Origin of the sequence: Oscillochloris sp. ZM17-4 (assembly GCF_019599295.1) — a bacterium.
Lineage (GTDB): Bacteria > Chloroflexota > Chloroflexia > Chloroflexales > Chloroflexaceae > Oscillochloris.
The window spans coordinates 42,797-60,328 of record NZ_JAIEWN010000020.1; the positions used below are offsets into that span (position 1 = coordinate 42,797).

Below are 17,532 nucleotides of genomic sequence, written 5' to 3' on the forward strand. Positions count from 1 at the left end.
AAGCCGGCGCCCTTCGGCATGTCCTTCGCCCCCAACCCCTGCTATAATGCCCGAATGCCCCGCCGACTCACATACCTGGCCATGCTGGCCGCCATCCTGCTCGCCGGCTGCGCGCAGGATGCCCCCACCGCGCCCGCCGTCGGCCCCCACGGGATCGTCGAGCCCTTCCTGCGGGCCTGGCGCGACGCCGGGGGCGACTCGGCCCTGGGCGCGCCCCTCGGCCCGCCGCGCTGGGTCGATGACTACCAGGTGCAGTTCTTCCCCGCCGCCAGCGTCACCGCCGTGGACACGGCCCGCGCCGTGGTGCAGCCGCTCGACGCCGGCTGGCGGGCCGGCTACCCCGCCGACCTGCTTGACCTGCCGGCCGCGCCCCTGCGGGCATCGATCTCCCTTGCCGACGGCCACGACTCTGTGGCCCAGCCCCTCGCCCCGCTCACCGCCACCCTGCGCCTGGAGGGCTACAGCGGCCCGGCCGAGCTGCGCCTCTACGACGCCCAGCTGCGCCCCGCCGGCTCCGTCGCGCTGGAGGTGGCGGATGGCCGGGGCGAGGCGGCCGTCCTACCCAGGGGCCGGCTCGGCCCCCAGTGGGCGATCGCCCTGGTCGACGGGCAGGTCGCCGGCGCCCGCAGCCGGCTCTTCACCCTCGACGCGACAACCTCGATCACGACCGGCGACGCCGAGCTCGACGCGCTCTACCCGCGCATCCTCGGATTCATGCAGCAGGATGTGGTCAGCTACGAGCTGAACGGCCGCGCCGTGCGCGGCTACCGCTCGCCCGACAACCCGCTGCTCTGGCTGCGCGACCACGTCTACCAGGGGCGGGCCTTCCGCTACTTCGAGCCGGATATGACCAGCCTGCTCGACGCCTTCCGCGACGCCCAGCGCCCCGACGGCAGCTTCCCCGATGTGATCGACTACCCCGAGCGCTTCGTGACGGCCACCCGCAAGGAGGTCGAGTCCGACCTGGAGTTCCTCTTCGTCCAGGGCGTCTACGAGGCCTGGCAGGCCACCGGCGATGACGCCTGGCTGTCCCAGAATATGGCGGCGATGCGCAGGGCGCTGCGTTACATAACGAGCGACCCGCTGCGCTGGGACGCGGCGCGCGGCCTGGTGCGCCGCCCCTACACGATCGACATGTGGGACTTCGCCTACGGGCCGACGACGCTCAGCCCCGACGGCAAGCCCGCCCCGCGCCACTGGATCGCGCCCGACACGATCTGGGGCACCTTCCACGGCGATAACACCGGGCTGGCCCAGGCGCTGCGCCTGATGGGCGAGATGGAGCGCCGGGTCGGCGACCCGGCCCTGGCCGACGGCGACGACCAGCAGGCCGACGGGATCATGGCGCGGCTGAACGCCCTGAGCTGGAACGGGCGCTTCTTCACCCACTTTGTGCCCGAGGACCCGAGCTTCCAGCCGGCGGGGGTCGACGCCGGCAACCAGCTGAGCCTCTCCAACGCCTACGCGCTCAACCGGGGCGTGCTGAGCAAGCAGCAGGGCGAGCTGATCGTCAAGCGCTACTTCCAGCGGCGCGACTTTAGCAGAGCCTTCGCCGAGTGGTACAGCATCGACCCGCCCTTCCCGGCGGGCAGCTACGGCATGGCCGGCGGCAAGGGCGAGCTCCCCGGCGAGTACGTCAACGGCGGGATCATGCCCCTGGTGGGCGGCGAGCTGTCCCGCGGGTCCTTCCGCTACGGCGCCGAGGCCTACGGCTTCGACATCCTGCGCCGCTACGCCGACCTGACGCGGCTCACCGGGGCCAGCTACCTCTGGTACTACCCCGATGGCCGCCCCGGCATCTCCGGCCCCGACACCATCGGCACCGATGGCTGGGGCGCGGGCTCCATGCTTGCCGCCCTGATCGAGGGCGCCGCCGGGGTGAGCGACAAAGACCGTGGCCTCCGCGACCTTATCCTCAGCCCGCGCTGGGCCGCCGACCCGGCCTTCACCCAGGTGCGTGCCGTGGCCCGCTACGCCGCCTCCGACGGCTACGTGGCCTACACCTGGCGGCGCGATGGGCGCGCGATCAGGATCAGCCTGAGCAGCAGCTCCGACGTGGCCTTTGTGCGCGTCCTGCTGCCCGACGACGCCCCCCAGGACGTGCGCATCGCCCTCGATGGCGTCGAGCAGCCGGCGGCCTTTAGCACGAGCCAGCGGAGCCGCTATGCCACCATCTCGCTCTCCGGCGGCAGCGCCGAGATCGTCGTGAGCTGGTGAGCGCGCGGCGCCGCCGTGCTATACTTGAGCGAACAAGTGGAAAAGGAGCACCGCCCATGCCCCGCACAGGCTTTCAGGCCGAGGTGAACGGCTTCGCCTTCGTCAACTCGTGGCAGCTCGATAAGGGCGAGAGCGACCATATGCGCCAGACCCTCACCGGCTCAGCGGGCCAGGCCAGCAACTCGGCGGCCGGCGGGCTCGGCGGGCTCCTGAGCAACCGCATCGCCCCGCAGCTTGAGGAGTGGATCGACGCCGCCCTGCCCGACTACTACGGCATGTGCGGCGGCATGGCCTTCGCCGCCGCCGACCACTTCGCCGCAGGCGTGCCGCTGCCCCGCGGGCGCGGCTACGACGACATCCCCCAGGACAGCACGCCCCACGGGCGCGCCCTGCGCGACTACCTCTGGGAGCGGCAGATCCAGAGCCTCCAGCTGAATGCGCCGCAGCTGCTGCACTGGATGCTGATGCTCCACCTGCCCCTGCCCTTCGCCGGGCCGGGCTGGCTGCTCGACCGCGCCCGCGAGGAGTGGGCCGAGCTGAAGCGCCACATCGACACCGGCCACCCCTGGCCGCTCTGCCTGATCGGCAGCTCGATCTCGCCCTTCGACAACCACCAGGTGCTCGCCACCGGCTACGACGACCACGGCGACGGCACCGGCGTGATCTATGTCTACGACATGAATAGCCCCGGCAAGGAGCAGACGATCACCATCGACACCCGCTTCGGCCAGCTCGCCGCCGTCGAGAGCGTGCCCAACGCCGAGCGCGGCCCCCTGCGGGCCTTCTTCTGCGAGCGCTACGAGCCGGCCCCGCCACCCACGCTGCCTGACGCGTAGAGGCTGATTCTGTAAGGGCGCAGCAGCGCCGCGCTGCTGCGCCCTTACGCTACGCTATAGAGAAGAGCTACCTGTGACCCTGACAAGCAGCGCCTACGCGACCCTGATCGCGCGCTACATCCTCAACACCTACCAGAGCCGCGGCGTCGCGATCTACCGCGAGGTCTTCGCCGGCAAGTCGATCATCGGCAAGAACCGCCGCGTCGATATCATGCTCGTCTGCGAGGAGACGCGGCTGGCCTACGCTGTCGAGTGTAAGTTCCAGGCCACCCAGGGCACCGCCGACGAGAAGATACCCTACGCCCTGGACGATATCCAGGCCATGCGCATGCCCGGCTGCATCGTCTACGCCGGCGAGGGCTGGTCGGAGGGGGTGCTGCACATGCTGCGCGCCTCGGCCTTCGCCGCCTACTGCCTGCCCGGCGAGGCCCTGCGGCCATCCGAGGCCACCCGCGAGCTCGACCACCTGCTGGCCATGAACTTCGGCTGGTGGGACGTGCTCGTCGGCGGCAAGCAGCCCTTTGTGGACGCCACCCCTCATAAGCTCTCCTGGTGAGGCAATGACAGCGACGACACGCACCCCGCCCGCGGCGACATGGGCGCCCGACGCGCTCCTGCCCGGCTTCGAGGCCCTGACCCTGGCCTTCCCCGACGACTACGACGGCCCGGTGACGGCCACCCTGGTGCGCCGGCCCGCCCCCGCGCCGGCGGGCCGCGCCGTGCTCTACATCCACGGCTTCATCGACTACTTCTACCAGGCCCACATGGCCGACGCCTACAGCGCCCACGGCTTCAGCTTCTACGCCCTCGACCTGCGCAAGTCCGGGCGCTCGATGCTGCCCCACCAGCGCCCCTACTTCTGCCGCGACCTGCGCGAGCACTTCGCCGAGATCGACGCCGCGATCGACCTGATCCTCGCCGACGAGGGCGACGTCCGGCTGCTGCTGAACGGCCACTCGGCGGGCGGCCTGCTGGCGGCGCTCTACGCCAGCGAGGGCGCGCGGCGCGGCCAGATCGACGCGATCTTCCTGAACAGCCCCTTCTTCGACTTCAAGGTCGACCCGCTGACGAAGGCGATCAGCCCGCTGCTGGCCGCCCTCGGCGGGATGCTGCCCAACCTCAACGTGGGCGGGCTCTCGCCGCTCTACGGCCAGAGCATCCACCGCTCCGGGCGCGGCGCGTGGGACTTCGACCTGCGCCTCAAGCCGATCATGGGGCCGCGCCCGCGCCTGGGCTGGGTGCGCGCCACCTACCAGGCCCAGCGCACGGTGCGGGCCGGCCTGCGCATCCCGCAGCCCATCCTGCTCATGCACGCGGCCCGCTCGGGCGGCGGCGCCCAGTGGAACGAGAGCTTCACCAACAGCGACTGTGTGCTGGATGTGGACGACATGCGGCGCTACGGCCCCGGCCTGGGCGACAGAGTCACCATGATCAGCGTCGAGGGCGCCATGCACGACCTGGTGCTCTCGGCGCCCCCGGTGCGCGCGCGGGTGTTTGATGCGCTCTTCGCCTGGGCTGAGGCCACCCTATGATCGGCGGACAGGCCCGCCCGGCGGCCCGGCACATCTACGACCGGCCCTACGTCCTGCTGACGATCGCCGTGCTCTGCTGGGCCGGCAACTTCGTGCTGGGCCGCGCGGTGAGCGGCGCGGTGCCGCCGGTGGGCCTGGCCTTCTGGCGCTGGCTGGGCGGTGCCCTGGTGATCGCCGGCTTCGCCGCGCCCCACCTGCGCCGCGACTGGCCCGTGGTGCGCGCCCAGATCGGCGTCGTCCTGCTGCTCTCGCTGCTCGGCATCGCCATCTTCAACACCCTGATCTACACCGGGCTGCACTTCACCACCGCGATCAACGCCCTGCTCATGCAGTCGGCCCAGCCGGTGGTGATCATCATCTTCTCGTTCCTGCTCTTCCGCGACACGGTGACGCCCCGCCAGCTGCTGGCGGTGGCGATCTCGCTCTGCGGCGTGGTGACGATCATCGCCCGGGGCGACCCGGCGGTGCTGCGGGCGCTCTCGCTGAACGTGGGCGACATGATCGTGCTGGCGGCGGTGTTCGCCTACGCGGCCTACACCACCCTGCTGCGCCGCCGCCCGCGCATCCACCCGCTGAGCTTCCTCTTCGTCACCTTCAGCATCGGCGCGGCCATGCTGCTGCCGCTCTCCCTCTGGGAGGGACTCGCGGGCCAGCCCATGCGGCTGAACCCGGTGACGCTGGGCGCGGTGGGCTACGTGGTGCTCTTCCCGGCCATCCTGGCCTACCTCTGCTACAACCGGGGCGTCGAGCTGATCGGGGCCAACCGGGCCGGCCACTTCTTCCACCTGCAGCCGGTCTTCGGCACCGCCCTGGCCATGGCCTTTCTCGGCGAGCAGTTCCAGGCCTTCCACGCCGTCGGCATCGCGCTCATCCTGGGCGGGATCGCCCTGGCGACCTTGCGGCGGGCGTAGGGGCGGCGCGCGCGCCGCCCCTACGCCGAGTGCTCGGCGAGCAGCGCCAGCACCTCATCGCGGCGGGGCAGCGACGACTCCGGCGGCGGTCGAGTCCACGGCGCTCACCCGGAAGGCCGGGTGGTAGGCGGAGCCATCGACCCCGGACAGGACGGCGCCGAACTCGCCGAGGGTGATGATCGCGTTCGGCACGCCCGTCACGGCGGAGAGTGCGCGGGCCAGGATCTTCGGCGGCGCGCCGCTCGGCTCATCGAGGAAGGCCGCCGCCTCGCTCTCGTTTGGCACCAGGTAGTCCACATTCGCCAGGAGCTCGGCGGGGAGGCGTGTGACCGGGGCGGGGGCCGGGTTCAGGATGACGATCGCCCCGGCGGCGCGGGCGATGGCGGCGGCGCGGGTCACCACGGGCAGCGGCACCTCCAGCTGGAGCAGCAGCACGCGGGCCGAGGTGATCAGCGGCGCGGCCGCCTCCACATCCTCGGGCGTCAGGGCCGCGTTGGCCCCGTGGGCGATCACGATCGTGTTCTGTCCGCCATCCTCCACCGTGATCAGGGCCACCCCGGTGGACAGGCCCGGCGTGTCGATGACCCGCGCGATATTGACCCCATCGACCTCGGCGGCGATCCGCAGCATCTGGCCGAATCCGTCGGACCCCACCCGCCCGACCATCGCCGTGGGCGCGCCGAGGCGGGCGGCGGCCACCGCCTGGTTCGCGCCCTTGCCGCCGGGGTAGGTGGCGAACGGCCCGCCGCTCAGCGTCTCCCCCGGCTTCGGCAGCCTCGGCGAGCGCACCACCAGATCCATGTTCAGCGAGCCGACCACGACAATCATAGGTCTCCTCAGGCTAAGCCCGTCATTGGGCGCTGACGTAGCGCTTTGACAAAGGCTGCCAGCATCGCTGGCAGCCTTTGTCAAAGCGCTAAGATCTGATTCTACAGTAGTCCAAAGGCCATATACGACCCGACCACGCAGGCGCAGGCGAGGGCCAGGCCGGCCGCCACCTGCATCGGCGTGTGGTTGCGCGTGCGCACCCGCGCCCAGCCGAGGCTCAGGGCGCAGACCCAGAGCAGCAGGCCGAGCGGCTTGGAGTAGAGCGCGGCGATGGTGGCGCAGGAGCCAATCCCGGCCGAGTGGATGCTGATCTTCCAGAACAGGTTGATCAGCCAGGATGTGCCGTTGAGCAGGGCCGCGCTGGCGAGCAGGGCCACCAGCGGCGTCGGCGCGCCCAGGAAGCTCAGCAGGCCCACGCCCGCCAGCACCGTGGCCATGCCGAACAGGTAGAGCTCGTTGCGCTGCGAGCGCACCGAGACATCGTCGTCGGTGTAGGCTCCCTGGCGCAGCCGGATGCTGAAGAAGATCGTCGGCGGGAGCACCTGGATCAGCGTGCAGAGCGCGGCCCACCCCAGCCCGTGCATTGTCGGCGCGACGCCCATAAGCCCGACGATGAAGATGCTGATGATGCTCAGGATGACGGGGTGGAAGATCTGCGAGATCGTGCGGGCGATGGCGTAGCCCCTGCCGGGGACGGCGCCGCGCCGCAGCGCCTCGGCGGTCAGGTCGTTCTGCTGTGTCATGTCGTGTCCGTCAGTAGCGCGGGCCGGCCAGCGCGCGGTAGGTGTCGATCAGGTCGGCGGCGGCGGTCCCCCAGCTGAAGCGCCGGGCCTGTGCGGGGCCGGCGGCGCGCAGCCGCACGGCGTCGTCAAGCGCGCGCAGGATGCCGCCCGCGATTGCGCCGGGGTCGAGCGGGTCGACCAGCACGGCCGCGTCGCCGACCACCTCCGGCAGGCTCGACACGTCCGCCGTGACCACCGGGGTGCCGCAGGCCATCGCCTCCAGGGCCGGCAGGCCGAAGCCCTCGTAGAGCGATGGGTAGACGAAGGCCCTGGCCAGATTATACACCCCCGGCAGATGTGCATCGTCGATAAAGTCGACGAAACGCACGCGCTCGGTCAGCCCCAGGCGGCCCACGGCGGCGAAGATCTCCTCGTAGAGCCAGCCGCGCCGCCCGGCGATCACCAGGCTCAGCTCGGGCGGCCCGCCCATAGCGCTTAGACGATCGAATGCCTCGATCAGGCGCACCAGATTCTTGCGCGGCTCCAGGGTGCTCACGAAGAGCAGGAAGGAGTCGGGCAGGCCCAGCTGCGCCCGCAGCGGCTCGCACGCGGCGGCGGGCAGCGGGCGGAAGCGCGGGCTGACGCCGGGGTAGAGCACGCGCACGCGGCCCGCGCCCACGCCCAGCAGCCGGCCCAGGTCGGCGCGGGTGGCCTGCGAGTCGGCCAGCACCATGTCGGCGCGGCGCAGCGAGCGCGGCACGGCCGCCATCAGGTAGCGGCGCAGCCTGGCGTCGGCCGTCTCCGGCCGCACCATGAAGGTCAGGTCGTGGACGGTGAGCAGGGTGCGGGCGCGGGTGGGCGGCAGCACGAAGTCGGGGGCGTGCAGGATGTCGATCCTGCCGATCATGGCCTCGACGGGGATGGGCATGCGCAGGCGCTGCCAGATGATCGTCAGCAGGCGCGGGCTGATCGGGATGGGCCTGGCCCGCACGTTGGGGTTGGCCGCGCAGAGGGCGGCCAGATCGCGCAGGTAGGGGCTCTCGGGCGGCAGGCCGCCCGCCGCGTAGAACAGCACATAGCGCAGCGCCCGGTCGCGCGGGATGGCCGCCGCCAGCAGCTCGCGGGTGTAGCGGCCGATCCCGGCGCCCTGCCAGGCCGCCGCCGTGTAGTCGACTCCGATGATCATCAGGCTACAGGCGGCAGGCGGCAGGTGGCAGATGGCGCTCCTGCCGCCTGCCACCTGCCGCCTGCCACCCTACTCACTTTCGCTTACTGATCAAATACACCACAAACCCGCCGATCACGATGCTCCAGAAGTTGATCAGCCTATCCAGCAGGGTGACGGCGATGCCCAGGTGCTTATCGACGCCGAAGAAGGTCAGCACCACGGTGATCGTGCCCTCGACGACGCCGAGGCCGGCGGGGGTGATCGGCAGGGCGGTGAGCAGCGAGGAGGACAGGGCCACGAAGATCACCGCCGGCAGGTCGAGCGAGAGCCCCTCGTGGCCGAGGGCCAGGATCACGAAGTAGAGCCGGGCGCCCTCCAGCAGCCAGACGGCGCCGGTGAGCAGGACGAGGCGCGGCAGGATGGCCGGGCTGAACGAGCTCAGGGCGGCGTGCTCGAAGCGGCCGTAGAAGTCGTGCAGGCGGGCCGGCATAAACCGGCGGATCAGCGGGCTCAGCCAGCGCATGCCGGCCAGCCCGGCCAGGATGGCCACCACCAGCGCCGCCCCGAAGCCGAAGACGATCTGCGTGCCCTCGGGCATGTGCGCGCCGAAGGTGACCCAGCCCGAGATCAGCAGCATCGCGAACAGGCCGATCATGTCGAGCAGCCGCTCGGCGAAGATCGTCCCGAAGGCCGACGAGAACGACACCCTGCCGTTGTGCTTGAGCAGGTAGGCCCGGTAGGCGTCGCCCAGCTTGGCCGGCACGATGCAGTTGGCGAACCAGGAGAGGTAGAGGTACTCCATCAGCGCGGGCAGCGCGGCCCAGCTGCCGGGGCGCTCATCCAGCGGCACGTCGGCGTTGCGCAGCAGCATGCGCCAGCGCAGCGCCCGTAGCGGGAAGGTGGTGTAGAACACCGCCAGCCCCATCAGCATCAGCCAGGGGTTGGCCGCCCGCATGTACTCCCAGGTCTGCGCCACGTCGATGTTCAGCCCGCGGAAGGCGAAGACGACGAGGGCGAAGGCCAGCCCGAACGAGATCAGGGTGCGTGGGCTGCGCAGCCGCTGCCAGAGCGAGAAGCCCCCGCGCTCGACCTCGATGTCACTTGGCGAGCCCGCCGGGGCGTCCGACTCGCCCAATATCTGGCCCTCGGTCTCATCTAGCATCATCCTTGTGGTTCCCTCCATACGAAATTGCAGATTGCAGATTGCAGATTGCAGATTGCCTTTCATCGAGAGAAGAGATTGCTGCTGCCCTATCAGGTAAGAGCTTGCCAATCTGCAATCTGCAATCTGCAATCTACAATTGCTGCTACGCCGGCAGCACCTCGGCCTGGTACCACTCCCAGAAGCGGGCCAGCCCCGCCTCGACGCTGGTCGTCGGCGCGAAGCCGAGCAGGCGCTGGGCCTTCTCGGTGCTGGCGAAGGTGATCGGCGGCTCGGTGGCCGGCAGCGGCCGGCTCTCGATGGTCGCCGCGCGGCCGGTGATCTGCTCGAGTAGCCCCACGAAGTGTCGCATCTCCACCGGCTGGGCGTTGCCCAGGTTGAAGATCTCGTAGCCCAGCGGCCGGTCGACGGCGGCCATCACCCCGGCCACAATATCGTCCACGTAGGTGTAGTCGCGGAAGAGCTCCACGCCGCCGTTGAACAGGACGAACGGCTCGCCGCGCACCATTTTATCCACAAAGAGGTACGGTGTCATATCGGGGCGGCCCCGCGGCCCGTACACGGTGAAGAAGCGCACCACGTTCACCGGCATCCCGTACAGGCTGTGGAAGGTGTAGGCCAGCACCTCGGCGGCCTTCTTGGTGGCCGCGTAGGGCGAGAGCGGCCGGTCGGTGCGGTCCACCTCCTCAAACGGCAGACGCTCGGCCTTTCCGTATACCGACGAGGTCGATGCGAGGACGAAGCTCTCCACCTCGTAGCGCCGGGCCAGGTCGAGCATGCGCACGCTGCCGCCCACATTCACCGCCTCGTAGAGCGCCGGGTCGGCGATCGACGGGCGCGGCCCCGGCATGGCCGCCAGGTGGACCACCCGGCTCGGCCGGTGCGTGGCGAAGACATCCTCAAGCGCCTCGGCGTCGCGCAGGTCGGCCTCGGCCAGGGTGTAGCCCGGCTGCGCCGCGGCCCAGGCGATGTTGCGCCGCTTGCGCGCCGGGGTATAGTAGCTCGTGAAGTTGTCCAGGCAGACGACCCGCTCGCCTCTGCGGAGCAGGGCGTCGACGAGAGTGCTGCCGATAAAGCCGGCCCCGCCAGTGACGAGGTAGGTCATAGGGGTACGCTCCTTATGCAGACGATGACGTCTCGGCGACAACCAGCAGCGCCCAGGTTGTGCCGAGCTGCAGCCCCATATTTAGCACGTGCAGGTTCTCGAAGAGATTGTGGACGGCCAGGGCCGCCGTCACGCCGGCGCAGCCGACGGCCACGCCGCGCCAGAGCAGGCCGCGCGCGTGGCGGATGGCCCTGGCCGCCTGGAGGCCGACGGCGCCCAGCAGCAGCAGGTAGGCTGCCGCGCCCAGGGCGCCGGCCTCGGCGGCCATGTTCAGGTAGTAGTTGTGGGCGTGCCCGCGCGACGCGTACCAGGGCCGCACCGTGGTCGGCGGCTCGAAGGCGGCCGGCGTCCGCTCGAAGGCGATGCTGTAGTTTCCCGGCCCCACCCCGGTGATCGGGTGGCGCACGAACATGTTCCAGCCGGCCTGGATGTGGGCCATGCGCTCGACGACGGCGAAGTTCTCGGGGGTGATCAGCACCCCGCGCACGTCGAAGATGCGCAGGTTGCTGGTGATGCTCCCCAGCCGCCCGGCCAGCGCGCCCGGCAGCAGGCCTCCGCCGCCGAGGGCCAGGGTGAGCGCCAGCCCGCCCGCCGCCAGGGCCACGCCCCGCCAGGCGACTCGGCGCAGGCGCGGGGCGAGCAGCGGGATGCTCGCCAGGGCCATGGCCGCCGCGCCGCCCAGCGCGCCCACCCAGCCGCCCCGCGAGAAGCTGGTCAGCAGCGCGGCCAGCAGCAGCCCGGCCGCGCCTCCCGCGGCGGCCAGCGCGATCAGCCCCCGCCGCCGCGGTGCGCCCCGCCAGAGCCAGATCAGCGCGCACAGCGTCAGGCTGACCGCCAGGGGCCAGGCCTGGTTCATATAGCCGGCGAACGAGTTGGGCTGCCCGATCGTCCCGTAGGCCCGCACGTGCCCGCCGCCGACCCCGAAGCTCGCCGGGCCGATGCCGTACCAGAACTGGACGAGCCCCACCGCTGCGTCGATCGCCGGGGCCAGCAGCAGGCAGGCCAGCAGGCCGATGAGCCGCCACAAGGGGATAGGGGACAGGGGACAGGGGACAGATTCAGAACCTGTCCCCTGTCCCCTGTCCCCTGTCCCCTGGAGCGACCGCAGCGTCAGCACATAGATCAGCGGCACCGTGGCCCAGCGCAGCGTCTCGCGCAGGGCCTCGGCGCGGCTGTAGGGGGTGAAGACCGTGGCCGCAGCGAGGGCCAGCAGCAGCAGGGCCATGGGCGGGAAGAGCCGGCCGAGCGGCAGGGGGCGCTCCGGTTCGGCCAGCGTGTGCATCGCCAGGGCGGCCGCCGCCACGAGCAGCGCCGCCTGGGTCACGGTGAGGCCGCCGGGCAGCGCGACCAGATCCTGCACCGGCACCGACAGGATGGCCGCGTAGACCGCCCAGATCGGGTGGATCAGGGCCAGCAGTGCCACCGCCGCCGCCAGCGCGGCCCCGGCCGCGTAGGGCAGCGGCAGCAGCGCCAGGGGGATGGCCAGAGCAGGGGCGCAGCAGAGGAGCAGGAGCAGCGGCGTAGCGCCGCTGCTCCTGCTCCTCTGCTGCGCCCTTACGTCAGTACGCCCCATGGCCGCCAAGCACCGCCGGGATGATCATAATCAGGATGCGCAGATCCATGCCCACCGACCAGTTCTCGGCGTAGTAGAGGTCGAGTCGCACCTGCTCGTCGAAGGAGACATCGCTGCGGCCGAGGGCCTGGCTGAGGCCGGCGCAGCCGGGGACGACCTCAAGGCGGCGGTGCTGCCAGTGCTCGTAGCGCTCCACCTCCTCGGGCAGGGCCGGCCGCGGCCCGATCAGGCTCATCTCGCCGCGCAGCACATTCCAGAGCTGCGGCAGCTCGTCGAGGCTGCGGCGGCGCAGGAATCCGCCGATCCGAGTGACCCGCGGGTCGTCGCGCATCTTAAAGAGCGGGCCGTCGGCCTCATTCAGCGCGTGCAGGTCGGCCTTACGCGCCTCGGCGTCGGGCACCATCGTGCGGAACTTATAGCAGGCGAAGAGCTGCCCGTCCTTGCCCACCCTGGTCTGGCGGAAGAGCGCCGGCCCGCGCGAGTCGAGCTTGATCGCGATGGCGATCAGCAGGGCCACGGGCAGGATGAACGGCGCGCTGAGCAGCACCAGCCCCACATCGATCAGCCGCTTGAGCGCCAGGTTCGCGCCCTTCAGTGAGATCTCCTTAGGGCGCAGCAGGGGCACGCCGCTCAGCTGGAGCATATCGACGCGGTCGAAGCTGAGCTGGTAGAAGTCGGGGGCCACCTGGTAGCCCACCCCGAGGTCGCGGCATGTCTGCACCAGATCGGGCATGCGCCCATGCTCCCAGAAGGGCAGCGCGATGATCACCTGCTGCACCTGGTGCTTGGCGATCACGATCTCCAGATCCTCAACCTGGCCGATGTGGCGGTAGATCCGCGGGGCGCGCCCGTTCGCCACGATCGGCCGGTCGTTCAGGTAGCCCACCAGGGCGTAGCCGAGGCCGGGCGAGGCGGCCAGGCCGTTCATCACCTGCTGGCCAAGCCCGGTGCCGCCCACCACCAGCACCCGCTCCTGCGCCACCCCGCGCGACCAGCGCCAGTGGCGGTAGCCGGAGAGCAGGATGCGCCAGATGCTCAGCAGCAGCGTGATCGCCGCGCCCACGAACACGAAGATCAGGCGCGAGTAGTAGAACGGCTTGTAGAGGAAGACGAAGACGATCAGCAGGGCGATCCCGGTCAGCGTGCTGCTCAGGATGATGCTGATCTGGTCGATCAGGCTGATCCGGCGCGAGCTGCGGTAGAGCCCGCGCGCGGCGAAGCGCAGGCTGAGCAGTACCATCAGGGGGAAGATGATCGGCAGGAAGGCCAGAAAGTCGACCTGGTTCTTGTCCTCCACCTCAACGATGATCCGGTTGAGCGGCTCGGGCCAGACGGCCAGGTAGCGCATCCAGTAGGCGATCGCAAAGCCAATCAGGATCAGCGCCTGATCCGCGAGAATCAGGCCGATGACGGCCATCCGCCGGGATCGTCGGCTTATCCAGTGCGGGGGCTCTACGGTGATCGCCGGCCCGACTGGCGGGCGCAGGCTGCTGTCCATGGCGTCTCCATGTGCCCGATAGGATGATAGGCGTGTGACGGTAGCGTCCACACGCCCGCATGCGCCATCGGCGTGGATTGTACCACACTGCACAGGGTCGGTTGCCATACGCGCTGGGCGGCTGGCCTAGCGCTTGGGGAGGGGGTCGGCACCGGTTGAGGGGCTGGCATTGACCGAGGGTCTGGCCGCGTCGCTGCGGTGCTCGACATATATCGAGATCCCGGGCGCGGCGGCGATGAGCAGCATGAGTACAAGGAGGCTGAGCCAGAGCATGAGACTCTCCGATAATCCGTATGAGGGTGCGCGCTTCCCAAGGCTATGGTACGCAGCAGATGAAGCTACTGTATCTATAGCAACTCGTGGGCCACGCCGTGATCTGCTTGCATCGTCAGGATGCGTGATATCCTACCATATGTTACCGCTCTCTGCGCGGGAGCTCATCGCTGGCGGGGTGATATGTAGCTGATACGGGTCTGATGTTGGGGGTTGGAGGGTTGGGGGTTGGGAGTTGGGATGCAGCGACACCAACTCCCAACCCCCAACTCCCAACTCCCGTCCTGTGCTATTATTCACACACTATACATCCAGATCGCGAGAGGAGGCACCTCATGAGCGAGCCGCCCCGTGACGAGCGCGACCGTGAGGAGGAGCGCGACAGCCACCCGCTGCGCCGGGTGACGCAGCGCACCTTCGAGGGCCTGATCGACCAGCACGTCCGCGCGGCCGAGGAGGCCGGCGAGTTCCGCGACCTGCCCGGCGCCGGCAAGCCGCTCAAGCTCGACGACGACGCCCACGTCCCCGAGGAGCTGCGCACCGGCTTCCGCATGCTCAAGAATGCCGGCTACGCCCCACCCTGGATCGAGCTCCAGAAGAGCATCCGCGAGGAGCAGGGGCGCCTGGCCGCCTGGCTCGCCCAGTCCAACCGCCGCTGGCCCGCCCTCGGCCCCACCGACCGAGGCCAGCTGCGCGCCGAGTATGAGCAGCGCCTGCGCGACCTCAACAAGCAGATCTCCAGCTATAATCTGACCGCGCCGCCCGTCGCCGGCCAGCTCCCGCTGCTCCAGCCCTGGCGCGAGCTGCGGAAACTGGGCGATGAGTAAGGGCGCAGCAGCCGCTGGCGCATGGGATCTGCTGTACCCTCATATCTATGGCTGCGACTGCTGCGCCCCTACAGGACGCCAATGAATTTCTACTCCATATACTCCCACGGCTTCGCCCGCGCCGCCGTCTGCGTGCCCGCCCTGCGCGTGGCCGACCCGGCCTTCAACGCCGAGGGCACCATCGCTCTCGCCCGCCGCGCCTCGGACTCTCACGCCGCCCTGGCCCTCTTCCCCGAGCTCGGGCTCTCGGCCTACAGCAACGACGACCTGTTCCACCAGGATGCGCTGCTCGACGCGACGCTGGCCGCCCTGGGCCGGGTGGTCGCCGCCAGCGCCGAGCTGACCCCGCTGCTGCTGGTGGGCGCGCCGCTGCGCTTCGAGGGCCGGCTGTTCAACTGCGCCATCGCGATCTACCGCGGCCGGATCCTCGGCGTGGCCCCCAAGAGCTACCTGCCCAACTACCGCGAGTTCTATGAGAAGCGCCAGTTCGCCGCCGCCCGCGACGCCCTGGCCCGCGAGGTGCGCCTGCTCGGCCAGAGCGTCCCCTTCGGCAACGACCTGATCTACGCGGCCGAGGGCATGCCCGGCCTGCTCGTCCACAGCGAGATCTGCGAGGATGTCTGGACGCCGCTGCCGCCCAGCACCTTCGCCGCCCTGGCCGGTGCCACCGTGCTCTGTAATCTCTCGGCCTCCAACATCACCATCGGCAAGGCCGACTACCGCCGCGACCTGTGCGCGGCCCAGTCGGGCAAGTGCGTGGCTGCCTACCTCTACTCGGCGGCCGGCCCCGGCGAGAGCACCACCGACCTGGCCTGGGACGGCCACGCCCTGATCTATGAGAATAACGAGCGCCTGGCTGAGTCGCAGCGCTTCGCCGACAGCGCGCAGGTGATCTTCGCCGACATCGACCTGGAGCGGCTGCTCCAGGACCGCATGCGCCTCGGCAGCTTCACCGACAGCGTGGCCGACCAGCGCGAGCGCCTGCGCCAGATGCGCCACATCCCCTTCGCCTTCCAGGTGCCGGCGGGCGAGATCCGCCTGCTGCGCGATGTCGAGCGCTTCCCCTATGTGCCGAACAACCCGGCCACCCGCGACGAGCGCTGCTATGAGGCCTACAACATCCAGGTTCACGGCCTGATCAAGCGGCTCAGCTCAAGCGGGATCAACAAGCTGGTGATCGGCGTCTCCGGCGGCCTCGATAGCACCCACGCCCTGATTGTGGCCGCCAGGGCGATGGATTGTCTCGGGCTGCCGCGCACAAACATCCTGGCCTACACCATGCCTGGCTTCGCCACCAGTGATCGCACCAAGACCAACGCCCACGCCCTGATGGCCGCCCTCGGCGTGAGCGCTGCCGAGATCGATATCCGCCCCTCGGCCACCCAGATGCTGCGCGACATCGGCCACCCCTTCGCCGACGGCGAGCCGCTCTATGATGTGACCTTCGAGAACGTGCAGGCCGGCGAGCGCACCTCGCACCTGTTCCGGCTGGCCAACCATCACGCCGCCCTGGTGCTCGGCACCGGCGACCTGAGCGAGCTGGCGCTGGGCTGGGCCACCTACGGCGTGGGCGACCACATGTCGCACTACAACGTCAACGCCTCAGTGCCGAAGACGCTCATCCAGCACCTCATCCGCTGGGTCATCCGCGACGGCCAGTTCGGCGACGAGACGAACGTGATCCTGCAGTCGATCCTCGACACCGAGATCTCGCCCGAGCTGGTGCCCGCCACATCGGGCGAGCAGGGCGAGCCGGCCCAGAGCACCGAGGCTAAGATTGGCCCCTACGCGCTCCAGGACTTTAACCTCTACTACATCACGCGCTACGGCTTCCGCCCGAGCAAGGTGGCCTTCCTGGCCGAGCACGCATGGGGCGACGACGCGCGCGGCAGCTGGCCCGAGGGCCTGCCCGAGGCCAAGCGCGCCCAGTACGACCTGGCGACGATCAAGGCCTGGCTGGGCACCTTCCTGTTCCGCTTCTTCCAGATCAGCCAGTTCAAGCGCTCGGCGGTGCCCAACGGCCCCAAGGTCGGCTCGGGCGGCTCGCTCTCGCCGCGCGGCGACTGGCGCGCGCCCAGCGACTCGGAGGCGACGGCCTGGCTGGAGGAGCTGCGGGCGAATGTTCCTGATAGACCAGACGTTGGGGCGCAGCAGGAGGCGCGATGAGGCGCAGCGCGCTGCGCCTCATCGCGCCTCCTGCTGCGCCCTTACACCTATGCGACAGATTATCTTCATCCTGATGCTGATCACCCTCGCCGCCTGCGGCGCCCCAGCCGCGCCGGTCGACCCGGTGGCCGCCGGCGGGCGCGCCTTCACCATCCAGTGCGGCGGCTGCCACGCCATCTCCGAGGTGGGCTCCGCCGCCCTCGGCCCGCGCCTCGACGCGATGGTCGCCCGGGCCAACGCCACCCCCGACCCGGCGGCATGGCTGCGCATGTCGATCACCAACCCGGCCGCCGAGATCGCACCCGGCTACCGGCCCGGCCTGATGCCGATCAGCTATGGCCAGAGCCTCAGCCCTGCCGAGCTTGACGCGCTGGTGGCCTATATGCTGAAGGTGGGCGGCTAAATCAGTGACTCAGTGACTCAGTGCTCGCCCCGGCCATGAGCAGCCCGATCCGCTCGGGGTCGGCCTCGGCGCGCGGCATGATCGCCGCGATCTCGCCGTGGTGAAGACCACATAGAAGCCGACGTAGGCCCCCATCAGCATCATGCCCTCGACTCCCAGGTTCAGCAGCCCCGAGCGCTGTCCGATCGTCTCGCCGATCGCCGCGTAGAGGTAGGGCGTCGCCAGGCGGATCGTCGAGTGCAGGACGCCGAGCAGGGTCCCGATTGTGAAGAGTTGTTCCATCAGCCCTTTGTCTGCCTTCTTCGTCGGTA

17 protein-coding genes are annotated in these 17,532 nt (G+C 70.0%); 8 read left to right on the plus strand and 9 right to left on the minus strand.

Going from position 1 to position 17,532, the window contains the following annotated elements; genetic code table 11:
- Nucleotides 1–54 precede the first annotated feature (54 nt).
- The 5 genes from K2Z83_RS15415 (at nt 55) to K2Z83_RS15435 (ending at nt 5,496) form a co-directional block, all read left to right on the plus strand.
- Nucleotides 55–2,217, plus strand: coding sequence for a hypothetical protein (locus tag K2Z83_RS15415; protein WP_220596085.1), 2,163 nt, complete (start codon nt 55–57; stop codon nt 2,215–2,217).
- Between the two features lie 56 nt (nt 2,218–2,273).
- Complete coding sequence (locus K2Z83_RS15420; protein WP_220596086.1) at nt 2,274–3,053, plus strand: hypothetical protein; 780 nt, start codon at nt 2,274–2,276, stop codon at nt 3,051–3,053.
- Nucleotides 3,054–3,126: 73 nt separating this feature from the next.
- Nucleotides 3,127–3,609: a PD-(D/E)XK nuclease superfamily protein gene (locus tag K2Z83_RS15425; protein ID WP_220596087.1), complete on the plus strand. Its 483-nt coding sequence runs from the start codon at nt 3,127–3,129 to the stop codon at nt 3,607–3,609.
- Nucleotides 3,610–3,613: 4 nt separating this feature from the next.
- Nucleotides 3,614–4,585, plus strand: coding sequence for an alpha/beta hydrolase (locus tag K2Z83_RS15430; RefSeq protein WP_220596088.1), 972 nt, complete (start codon nt 3,614–3,616; stop codon nt 4,583–4,585).
- On the plus strand, nt 4,582–5,496 hold the full coding sequence (locus K2Z83_RS15435) for a DMT family transporter (protein ID WP_220596089.1): 915 nt from the start codon (nt 4,582–4,584) through the stop codon (nt 5,494–5,496). The genes K2Z83_RS15430 and K2Z83_RS15435 overlap by 4 nt, the downstream gene beginning before the upstream one ends.
- 54 nt (nt 5,497–5,550) lie before the next feature.
- On the opposite strand, the gene K2Z83_RS15440 is transcribed toward K2Z83_RS15435, so the two are convergent.
- The 8 genes from K2Z83_RS15440 to K2Z83_RS15475 form a co-directional block, all read right to left on the minus strand.
- Nucleotides 5,551–6,324: a ribokinase gene (locus K2Z83_RS15440; protein ID WP_255604039.1), complete on the minus strand. Its 774-nt coding sequence runs from the start codon at nt 6,322–6,324 to the stop codon at nt 5,551–5,553.
- A 101-nt stretch (nt 6,325–6,425) separates the two neighbouring features.
- On the minus strand, nt 6,426–7,067 hold the full coding sequence (locus K2Z83_RS15445; protein WP_220596090.1) for a PAP2 family protein: 642 nt from the start codon (nt 7,065–7,067) through the stop codon (nt 6,426–6,428).
- Nucleotides 7,068–7,077: 10 nt separating this feature from the next.
- Nucleotides 7,078–8,232 (minus strand): glycosyltransferase family 1 protein, encoded by a 1,155-nt coding sequence (locus K2Z83_RS15450; RefSeq protein ID WP_220596091.1) that lies wholly within the window; start codon nt 8,230–8,232, stop codon nt 7,078–7,080.
- A gap of 73 nt (nt 8,233–8,305) precedes the next feature.
- Nucleotides 8,306–9,379 (minus strand): lysylphosphatidylglycerol synthase transmembrane domain-containing protein, encoded by a 1,074-nt coding sequence (locus K2Z83_RS15455; protein WP_220596092.1) that lies wholly within the window; start codon nt 9,377–9,379, stop codon nt 8,306–8,308.
- A gap of 142 nt (nt 9,380–9,521) precedes the next feature.
- The gene (locus K2Z83_RS15460) at nt 9,522–10,481 is read right to left on the minus strand and encodes an NAD-dependent epimerase/dehydratase family protein (protein ID WP_220596093.1); all 960 of its coding nucleotides are present in this window, start codon (nt 10,479–10,481) and stop codon (nt 9,522–9,524) included.
- A gap of 13 nt (nt 10,482–10,494) precedes the next feature.
- On the minus strand, nt 10,495–12,054 hold the full coding sequence (locus K2Z83_RS15465) for an O-antigen ligase family protein (RefSeq protein WP_220596094.1): 1,560 nt from the start codon (nt 12,052–12,054) through the stop codon (nt 10,495–10,497).
- Nucleotides 12,041–13,552: a sugar transferase gene (locus K2Z83_RS15470; RefSeq protein WP_220596095.1), complete on the minus strand. Its 1,512-nt coding sequence runs from the start codon at nt 13,550–13,552 to the stop codon at nt 12,041–12,043. Before K2Z83_RS15470 ends, K2Z83_RS15465 begins: the two co-directional genes overlap by 14 nt.
- A gap of 126 nt (nt 13,553–13,678) precedes the next feature.
- Nucleotides 13,679–13,825 carry a hypothetical protein gene (locus tag K2Z83_RS15475; RefSeq protein WP_220596096.1) on the minus strand — a complete coding sequence of 49 codons (147 nt, stop codon included), beginning with the start codon at nt 13,823–13,825 and terminating at the stop codon, nt 13,679–13,681.
- A gap of 335 nt (nt 13,826–14,160) precedes the next feature.
- On the opposite strand from K2Z83_RS15475, the gene K2Z83_RS15480 reads away from it, so the two are divergent.
- The 3 genes from K2Z83_RS15480 (at nt 14,161) to K2Z83_RS15490 (ending at nt 17,221) form a co-directional block, all read left to right on the plus strand.
- The gene (locus tag K2Z83_RS15480) at nt 14,161–14,652 is read left to right on the plus strand and encodes a DUF1992 domain-containing protein (RefSeq protein WP_220596097.1); all 492 of its coding nucleotides are present in this window, start codon (nt 14,161–14,163) and stop codon (nt 14,650–14,652) included.
- Nucleotides 14,653–14,733: 81 nt separating this feature from the next.
- The gene (locus K2Z83_RS15485) at nt 14,734–16,818 is read left to right on the plus strand and encodes an NAD(+) synthase (protein WP_220596098.1); all 2,085 of its coding nucleotides are present in this window, start codon (nt 14,734–14,736) and stop codon (nt 16,816–16,818) included.
- Nucleotides 16,819–16,867: 49 nt separating this feature from the next.
- A complete protein-coding gene (locus K2Z83_RS15490) occupies nt 16,868–17,221 on the plus strand; it encodes a cytochrome c family protein (RefSeq protein WP_220596099.1) in 354 nt (117 codons plus the stop codon).
- Between the two features lie 9 nt (nt 17,222–17,230).
- On the opposite strand, the gene K2Z83_RS15495 is transcribed toward K2Z83_RS15490, so the two are convergent.
- Entirely contained in the window at nt 17,231–17,503 is a 273-nt protein-coding gene (locus K2Z83_RS15495; RefSeq protein ID WP_220596100.1) for a hypothetical protein, read from the minus strand.
- Between the last annotated feature and the right edge of the window lie 29 nt (nt 17,504–17,532).